The organism is Pseudomonas sp. PB106 (genome assembly GCF_009764645.1).
Taxonomy (GTDB): Bacteria; Pseudomonadota; Gammaproteobacteria; order Pseudomonadales; family Pseudomonadaceae; genus Aquipseudomonas.
This window is the reverse complement of the sequence record NZ_RWIM01000156.1, coordinates 1-7,502: the sequence shown is the minus strand read 5'-3', so window position 1 is coordinate 7,502 and position 7,502 is coordinate 1. Positions and strand designations below refer to the sequence as shown.

The 7,502-nt window shown below is 61.1% G+C and carries 9 protein-coding genes; 5 read left to right on the top strand and 4 right to left on the bottom strand.

The window, feature by feature from the left end; all coding sequences use genetic code 11:
* Positions 1 to 62: 62 nt before the first annotated feature.
* A complete protein-coding gene (locus EJA71_RS20265) occupies positions 63 to 446 on the bottom strand; it encodes a hypothetical protein (protein WP_158959362.1) in 384 nt (127 codons plus the stop codon).
* A gap of 147 nt (positions 447 to 593) precedes the next feature.
* Here EJA71_RS20265 and EJA71_RS20260 point away from each other — a divergent pair, with 147 nt between their 5' ends.
* Positions 594 to 791 (top strand): cation transporter, encoded by a 198-nt coding sequence (locus EJA71_RS20260; RefSeq protein ID WP_034154772.1) that lies wholly within the window; start codon positions 594 to 596, stop codon positions 789 to 791.
* Positions 792 to 879: 88 nt separating this feature from the next.
* Positions 880 to 2,082, top strand: coding sequence for a multidrug effflux MFS transporter (locus EJA71_RS20255; protein WP_158959361.1), 1,203 nt, complete (start codon positions 880 to 882; stop codon positions 2,080 to 2,082).
* Positions 2,083 to 2,086: 4 nt separating this feature from the next.
* Here EJA71_RS20255 and EJA71_RS27390 read toward each other — a convergent pair whose 3' ends face one another.
* From EJA71_RS27390 to EJA71_RS20245, 3 genes are all read right to left on the bottom strand, one after another.
* On the bottom strand, positions 2,087 to 2,260 hold the full coding sequence (locus EJA71_RS27390) for a hypothetical protein (RefSeq protein WP_178113732.1): 174 nt from the start codon (positions 2,258 to 2,260) through the stop codon (positions 2,087 to 2,089).
* 210 nt (positions 2,261 to 2,470) lie between these two features.
* Complete coding sequence (locus tag EJA71_RS20250; protein WP_158959360.1) at positions 2,471 to 3,484, bottom strand: zinc-binding alcohol dehydrogenase family protein; 1,014 nt, start codon at positions 3,482 to 3,484, stop codon at positions 2,471 to 2,473.
* 32 nt (positions 3,485 to 3,516) lie between these two features.
* Positions 3,517 to 3,810, bottom strand: a complete 294-nt coding sequence (locus EJA71_RS20245) for a putative quinol monooxygenase (protein WP_158959359.1) — start codon at positions 3,808 to 3,810, stop codon at positions 3,517 to 3,519.
* Between the two features lie 119 nt (positions 3,811 to 3,929).
* Here EJA71_RS20245 and EJA71_RS20240 point away from each other — a divergent pair, with 119 nt between their 5' ends.
* From EJA71_RS20240 to EJA71_RS20230, 3 genes are all read left to right on the top strand, one after another.
* Positions 3,930 to 4,859: a LysR family transcriptional regulator gene (locus tag EJA71_RS20240; protein WP_158959358.1), complete on the top strand. Its 930-nt coding sequence runs from the start codon at positions 3,930 to 3,932 to the stop codon at positions 4,857 to 4,859.
* 317 nt (positions 4,860 to 5,176) lie between these two features.
* A complete protein-coding gene (locus tag EJA71_RS20235; protein WP_158959357.1) occupies positions 5,177 to 5,911 on the top strand; it encodes a helix-turn-helix transcriptional regulator in 735 nt (244 codons plus the stop codon).
* Between the two features lie 127 nt (positions 5,912 to 6,038).
* Positions 6,039 to 7,421, top strand: a complete 1,383-nt coding sequence (locus EJA71_RS20230; protein WP_158959356.1) for an MFS transporter — start codon at positions 6,039 to 6,041, stop codon at positions 7,419 to 7,421.
* Positions 7,422 to 7,502 lie beyond the last annotated feature (81 nt).

Genomic DNA, 7,502 nt, shown 5'->3' with positions numbered 1-7,502 from the left:
CCTACAGAGAATTGCATTCCAATGTAGGAGCTGCCGAAGGCTGCGATCTTTTGGCTAACGACTCAGTATTCGAGATCGGCGCGTTTCAGATAGACGCCTTCCGAATTCATCGCCAACCGATACTTCAGCACATCACCGGCACGCAGTTTGATCTCCTGCGAACCCGGCGCGAGCATCCCCGGATTGCAACCGGCAACTTGCCCCGGCAACAACTTCAAACGCAGCGATACAGTTCCCGGCGGCAAGTTGAAGGAAATGCTTTGCTCCTGCAGCAACCGCGCTGAGAGCTGATCCTGGATGTACACGCCGATCTCGCAGGAGGTCGACACTTCCAGGCGCTCGCGGGAAATGATCAGCACCGCGTAATCCTCGCCAGCGGCTTGCACTTGAGGGACGGCGGCAAAGAGACTGAGAAAGCCAAACAGGCTGAAAGCTGACCAGCGCATGGCTGAATCTCCTGAATCGAGTCATTGATGTACGCAGCTTGGCCGAGCGCGGCGCCGATTGCCAGCCCGGCAGTTTATTCAAGAACTTGACCTTGCCATCGTGGCAAGCTCGAGACTGCCGGCAACCTCACTCAAAGGAGTCTTTCCATGCAAGTGTTCAATGTTCAAGGCATGTCCTGCGGTCACTGCGTCAAAGCCATCACCAACGCTGTCCAGGCCAAAGATCCGGCGGCGAGTGTGCGGGTCGATTTGGCGGCAAAAGAGGTCGGCGTCGAAAGCGCGCTGAGCGCCGAACAGGTGATCGAGGTCATCAGCGAAGAAGGCTATGCCGTCAAGCTCGTCTGATTTTTTTAGTTAGCGAGCTATCGGAATGTTCAAGGGGTCCGGGCACGGCTAAACTGTCGGGCTGCCGACTTGCCTGACTGGATGCCTGATGAACTTCCGTACCATTTTGATTCTTGGTGCCTTGACCGCCTTCGGGCCCTTGGCAATCGACTTCTATTTACCCGCATTTCCCTCGATGGCGCTGGCGTTCGGCACTGATGAGAAACATGTGCAGATGACGCTGGCGGCGTATTTCGCCGGTTTGTCGATTGGCCAACTGCTTTACGGCCCGGTGGCGGATCGCTTTGGCCGACGTATTCCGCTGCTAGTGGGGCTCTCGCTGTTCACCCTGGCATCGCTGGCCTGCGCTTATGCGCCGAACCTCGAATGGCTGATCGGCGCGCGCTTCGTGCAGGCGTTGGGCGGTTGCGCGGGCATGGTGATTTCCCGGGCGGTGGTCAGCGACAAGTGCGACGCGGTCGGCTCGGCAAAGGTCTTCTCGCAGTTGATGCTGGTGATGGGCCTGGCGCCGATTCTGGCGCCGATGCTCGGCGGTCTGCTGGTCAACACCACGGGCTGGCAGTCGATTTTCCTGGTGCTGACCGGTTTCAGCGCGCTGGCCGGACTGGCCGTCGCGTTGGGTCTGCCGGAAAGCATGCCGGCGCACATGCCGCGCCAACCGTTGTCCGGTGCATTGCGCCAATACGGGCGACTGCTCAAGGATCGCGTCTACCTCGGCCATGCCCTGACCGGTGGTATCGCCATCGCCGGCATGTTCGCTTACATCGCCGGTTCGCCGTTCATCTTCATCAAGCTGTACGGCGTGCCCGCCGAGCATTTCGGCTGGTTGTTCGGCACCAACGCGGCGGGTTTCATTCTGGTCGCGCAGGTCAATGCGCGACTGTTGGCCAAGCGTGGCCCGGCGTTCCTGCTGGCGCGGGCGGTGTGGGTTTATCTGGCGGCGGGGCTGACGCTGCTCGCAGTCAGCGCCATGCACACCGAATCCCTGTGGCCGCTGCTGATTCCGCTGTTCATCTGTGTGTCCAGCCTCGGCTGCATCAGTCCCAACGCTGCAGCCTGTGCAATGAACGGGCAGGGCGGCCGCGCCGGCAGTGCTTCTGCGTTGCTCGGTTGCATGCAGTTCAGCGTCGCCGCTGGCGCTTCAGCGCTGGTGGGGGTGTTGCACGACGGCACGGCTGTACCGATGGCGATCGTCATCAGTATTTGCGGTGTGCTGGTGGTGTGCGTCGCGATGCTCACCCGGCGTCTGCAGAATGCCCGGACGCTGGCGCAAGCTCAGGCCGAGGCGTGAATCCTCAGCCGGCAGCGCGCTGCTGGCTGCGGTCGGGAAACGCGTGGGGCGCGCAAATTCGCGCTTCGAGGGTGCGGGTGAAGGCCAGTGCTTCGGCTTCACTGCGAAATGTCACGGCGTGTTGGTCCAGACGAACCTGCCATTGAGACTTTGCCACTTCTTTTATCAGGATCTTCATTGCTGACCTCCCTTGCGTAAAAGATGTATCGCAGAGGCTTCGATTGTAGTCCTGAATACGATCGCAATTGTGACAAGGGTCAACTGTCGGACTGACGGCAAAGATCGCAGCTTGCGGCAGCTCCTACACGGGCGCGCCCACTAAATCGTGGCTCGTCACCCCTGTAGGAGCTGCCGAAGGCTCGGGCCGCGTTCGGACGATCTTTTGACTTTAGAAACCTTCTAAAACAATTTTCCCCTTGGCTTTGCCACTTTCCAGCAGCTCGTGCGCGCGGCGCAGATTGCTCGCATTGATCGTGCCGAAATGCTCACCCACCGTCGTCTTCAACGTTCCGGCATCAATCAGCTCAGCCACACGATTGAGCAGCTTGTGCTGCTCGATCATGTCCGCCGTTTCGAACAGCGAGCGGGTGTACATGAACTCCCAGTGCAACGACAGGCTCTTGCGTTTGAGTTTGCTGATGTCCAGTGATTTCGGGTCATCGATCAGCGCCAGTTTGCCCTGTGGCGCCAGCGCTTCAACCAGTTGATCCAGGTGCTGATCGGTCTGGGTCAGGCTGGCAACGTGGGTCACGTTGCTGATGCCCGCGCGTTTCAGTTCTTCGCTCAGCGGCTGGCTGTGGTCAATGACCAGATCGGCGCCCAGCGCTTTCACCCAGTCCCGAGTCTGCTCGCGGGACGCGGTGCCGATCACTTTCAGAGCGGTCAACTGCTTGGCCAGTTGCGTCAGAATCGAACCCACGCCACCCGCCGCGCCGACGATCAGCAAGCTCTGCTCTTGATCGGTTTTGCCCTCGCGAATTTGCAGGCGTTCGAACAACAGTTCCCACGCAGTGATCGCGGTCAGCGGCAGGGCGGCGGCTTCGGCGAAACCGAGCGACTTGGGCATATGGCCGACGATGCGTTCATCGACGACATGCAGTTCGCTGTTGCCGCCGGCGCGGGCGATGGAGCCGGCGTAAAAGACTTTGTCGCCAGCCTTGAACAGCGTCACCTCGCTGCCGACAGCCTTGACCACACCGGCGACGTCCCAGCCCAGCACTTTCGCCGCGCCGTTTTCCGGTGCCACGTTCTGCCGCACTTTGGTATCGACCGGGTTGACCGAGATGGCTTTGACTTCCACCAGCAGGTCGCGCGGGCCGGCGACCGGTTCTGGCAGTTCGATGTCTTGCAGGGATTTGGCGTCGTTGATCGGCAGAGAAGCGTAATAGGCGATGGCTTTCATAAGTGGCTCCGTACAGTTAATAGAAGAAGGGCTCAGGCAATCGCGCCGAGGCGTTTGAGCTGGAAGTGTTCGATGGTGTGGCCGGCACTGGCCTGGAAGTGCTGAAAATGCGCGCTGGCGTTGTGTGCCTGCAGTACCGCTTCGCTGGCCCAGTGTTCGATCACGTAGAAAACCTGTGGGTCGGCGAGGTCGCGATGCAAGTCGTACCGGCTGCAACCGGCTTCGGCGCGGCTCGGCTTAACCAGTGCGCGCAGGCCCTGTTCGAGTAGATCCTGTTGGCCGGGTTTGGCGACCAGTGTGGCAATGGCGGTGAAGGGCTGGGACATGCTCGGCTCCAGAGCAGAGGGATGAATGCGATGGGGCGATGATTGGCTATATCTCTCCAAGATAAAACCGGCTAAAAGACCAGTCTCTTTCAATATTTTTTTGATAATCGAGGCTGAAGATGCTGCGTTTCGATGACTTGCAGTTGTTTGTCCGGGCGGCGGATCTGGGCAGTCTGTCGGCGGCCGCGCGGGTGATGGACATGTCCGCAGCGGTAGCCAGTGCAGCGTTGAAGCGCATCGAACAGCAGCTCGGCGCACGCTTGCTCGCTCGCTCGACCCGCAGCCTGCGCCTGACCGCCGAGGGCGAAGGCTTTCTCGAATACGCGCGGGCGGCGCTGAGCAATCTGGATGAAGGCCGGCGCTTGCTCGCCAGCGGGCAGGATCAGGTCAGTGGCGTTTTGCAGCTGTCCGCGCCTTCGGACTTCGGCCGTAACCTGTTGCTGCCCTGGCTCGACGAGTTCCAGCGCGAACACCCGAAGCTGACCGTGCGCCTGTTGCTCGGCGACCGCATTGCCGACCTGTTCCGCCAGCCGGTGGACATCGCTTTGCGCTACGGCGAGCCGGAGGATTCGAGCCTGGTCGCCTTGCCCATCGCCCCGCAAAACCGGCGTGTGCTGTGCGCCTCCCCGGGGTATCTGGCCCGGCACGGCGAACCGCGCCAGCTCGAACAACTGGCCCAGCACAACTGTCTGCTCTACATGCTTGGCAGCCGCGTTCATGACCATTGGAGTTTTCACGACGGCAAACGTGAAGTCGGCCTGACCGTCAGCGGCGATCGCTTCAGTGATGACGCCGACGTGGTGCGCCTGTGGGCAGTGGCCGGCGCCGGGATCGCCTACAAGTCGTGGCTGGACGTGGGCGCCGATGTGCTCGCCGGGCGTCTCAAAGTACTGCTGCCGGAGCTGCTGTGTGAGCGCGCACCGCTGAATTTGTTGTGCGCCCATCGCGCACAATTGAGTAAGCCGGTGAACCTTCTGAGGGAAATGCTCGCCAGCCGATGCGCTGCTTTGAGTAGTCAATTTCCCGTTTTTTCGGAGGTTGATCATTAGTCGCACGTAAATAGAGAAATTTCTGTCAGGAACAATCACCACTCGCGCAGGCTCCGGCGCGGGACGCGGGGGCTAACCCGCTTATACTAGCGCCCGCCTCATGCCAGCACCGACACCCCGGCCCGGAGACTCTTGCACGGCGTCGCCAGTATTCGGGTGACGGTCGCGCAACTGCTGCGGGTTCTGTGTCGAAGCAGGCTGCGTCAGTGGCCTGCCTTGTCCCGGTTCATGGCGATTTTCGCGTCTTGGCCGATGGCTCATTACCGGCCAAGATGTCTCCGAGCAGTAGACGATACGATTCAACAGGGAGTGAACACATGGAACATGCACCTTGCATCAGCCAGATTGCCACGTTGCTGGCCGACCCCAAGCGCAGCGCGATGATGTGGGCGTTGATGGATGGCTCGGCCCGGCAAACCGAAGAGCTGGCGCTGCTGGCAGGGCTCTCGCCATCGTCGGCCAGTGCCCATCTGGGGCGTTTGTCCGCTGGCGGTCTGTTGAAGATCGAAGTTCGCGGGCGCAAGCGTTTCTTTCGCCTGGCCGCTCCCGAGATCGGCGCCGCGATCGAGGCACTGGCCAGCGCCACCATCGCCAGTGCTCCCCGGGAAGTGCCGGCGGTCTTCAAACGCAGCACACCGCTTGCCAAGTCCCAGGCCGCGCCGTCGTCGTTGTTGCGCGCACGTTTCTGCGATGACCATTTGGGTGGCACCCTCGCTGCCGATCTGTATCAGCGCCTGCTCGATGCCGGCTGGATCGAGCAGCTCGAACATCGGGTGGTGGTGACCTACAAGGGCTCCACGCAACTGGCCAAGCGTGGCGTGTTCATTCAGGCCCTGGCCCACCGCAATGTGCAGGTGGCGTGCGCTTGTCCGGACTGGAGCGAGAGACGTCCGCACATGGGTGGAACACTGGGGGCGGCGTTGCTGCAACTGTTCATGCAGTCCGGCTGGCTGTCGTTGCCCAATGATTCGCGCGCACTGCAATTGACCGCTACCGGGCAACGGGAAATCCATCGTTTCGCCAAGGAAACCGAGCTGGAAATGGCGTTGTAGAGAGGTCGTCGTGCCGGCTTTGCTGATTGCCGTCGCTCACGAATGCAAGCAGGTCGCAATGAGTACGACCTTCGAATGACTATCGCGCACACTCGATCCGGGGATTTTTCGGATGGGGGAGCACGGCATGGACACTCAACGCTTTAGCGCGGCAGAACGGCTCGAACGTCTGCCAGTCAGCGGTTATCACCGGATCATTTTCATCATCATCGCCTTGGCGTTTTTCTTCGACTCCATGGATCTGGCGATGATGACGTTCCTGCTGGGCTCGATCAAAGCCGAATTCGGCCTGAGCAGCGCCCAGGCCGGATTGCTCGCCAGTTCGAGTTTTTTCGGCATGGTCCTGGGCGCGTCGCTGTCGGGGATGCTCGCCGATCGCTTCGGGCGCAAACCGGTGTTCCAGTGGAGCATTGTGTTGTGGGGGCTGGCCAGTTACCTGTGCTCGACGGCGCAGACGGTCGAGACGCTGACGCTGTTCCGGATTCTCTTGGGGATCGGCATGGGCATGGAGTTTCCGATTGCCCAGTCGATGCTCTCGGAACTGATTCCGGCGCAACGGCGCGGGCGCTATATCGCGTTGATGGACGGTTTCTGGCCGTTGGGTTTTGTCGCGGCGGGCGTGCTGTCGTACTTTCTGCTGCCGCTGATTGGCTGGCGCGACATCTTTCTGGTCCTCGCGGTGCCGGCGGTGTTTGTGCTGGCGATCCGTTTTTTCATTCCCGAGTCACCACGCTGGCTGGAACAGGCCGGACGCGATGACGCAGCGGACAAAGTGTTGAACGGGATCGAAGCGCGGGTGAGTGCCTCGCTGGGCGGCGCGGCATTGCCGCAACCGATTCGTCTGCCGCGCACGGTGACGCCACCGGGCAACTTCTTCTCGGCGCTCAAGCAAATCTGGTCGCCGCAGTACCGCCAGCGCACGACGATGATCTGGAGTTTGTGGTTCTTCGCCTTGCTCGGCTTCTACGGGCTGACGTCCTGGCTGAGTGCGCTGCTGCAACAGTCGGGTTTTGCCGTGACGCAGTCGGTGTATTACACCGTGCTGATTTCGCTGGGCGGGATTCCCGGGTTTCTGATGGCCGCTTGGCTGGTCGAGCGTTGGGGGCGTAAACCGGTGTGCATCGTCACGTTGCTCGGCGGCGGGGTGATGGCGTTTCTGTATGGGCAGAGCGCGGTGTTCGGCGGCAACGTGGCGCTGCTGATCAGTACCGGATTGTTGATGCAGTTTTTCCTGTTCGGCATGTGGGCGGTGCTTTACACCTACACGCCGGAGTTGTATCCGACCTCGGCGCGGGCGACCGGCTCGGGGTTCGCCTCGGCGATTGGTCGCGTGGGTTCATTGCTCGGGCCGTTGGTGACCGGGCTGGTGTTCCCGATAACCGGGCAGGGCGGGGTGTTTGCGCTGGGCGCGGCGTGCTTTGCGATTGCGGCGGGGGTGGTGTGGCTGTTCGGGATGGAGACGCGGGGGAAAACCCTCGAGGAACTGACTGAAACCCAATCCATCGGCTAACACCGATCTAATGTAGGAGTGAGCCTGCTCGCGATAGCGGAGTGTCAGATACAGTTGTTTCAACTGACACTCCGCTATCGC

Bases quoted from the DNA above. Each gene is read 5' to 3' on its own strand.
- EJA71_RS20265 (WP_158959362.1), bottom strand. From the start codon at position 446: ATGCGCTGGTCAGCTTTCAGCCTGTTTGGCTTTCTCAGTCTCTTTGCC.
- EJA71_RS20260 (WP_034154772.1), top strand. From the start codon at position 594: ATGCAAGTGTTCAATGTTCAAGGCATGTCCTGCGGTCACTGCGTCAAA.
- EJA71_RS20255 (WP_158959361.1), top strand. From the start codon at position 880: ATGAACTTCCGTACCATTTTGATTCTTGGTGCCTTGACCGCCTTCGGG.
- EJA71_RS27390 (WP_178113732.1), bottom strand. From the start codon at position 2,260: ATGAAGATCCTGATAAAAGAAGTGGCAAAGTCTCAATGGCAGGTTCGT.
- EJA71_RS20250 (WP_158959360.1), bottom strand. From the start codon at position 3,484: ATGAAAGCCATCGCCTATTACGCTTCTCTGCCGATCAACGACGCCAAA.
- EJA71_RS20245 (WP_158959359.1), bottom strand. From the start codon at position 3,810: ATGTCCCAGCCCTTCACCGCCATTGCCACACTGGTCGCCAAACCCGGC.
- EJA71_RS20240 (WP_158959358.1), top strand. From the start codon at position 3,930: ATGCTGCGTTTCGATGACTTGCAGTTGTTTGTCCGGGCGGCGGATCTG.
- EJA71_RS20235 (WP_158959357.1), top strand. From the start codon at position 5,177: ATGGAACATGCACCTTGCATCAGCCAGATTGCCACGTTGCTGGCCGAC.
- EJA71_RS20230 (WP_158959356.1), top strand. From the start codon at position 6,039: ATGGACACTCAACGCTTTAGCGCGGCAGAACGGCTCGAACGTCTGCCA.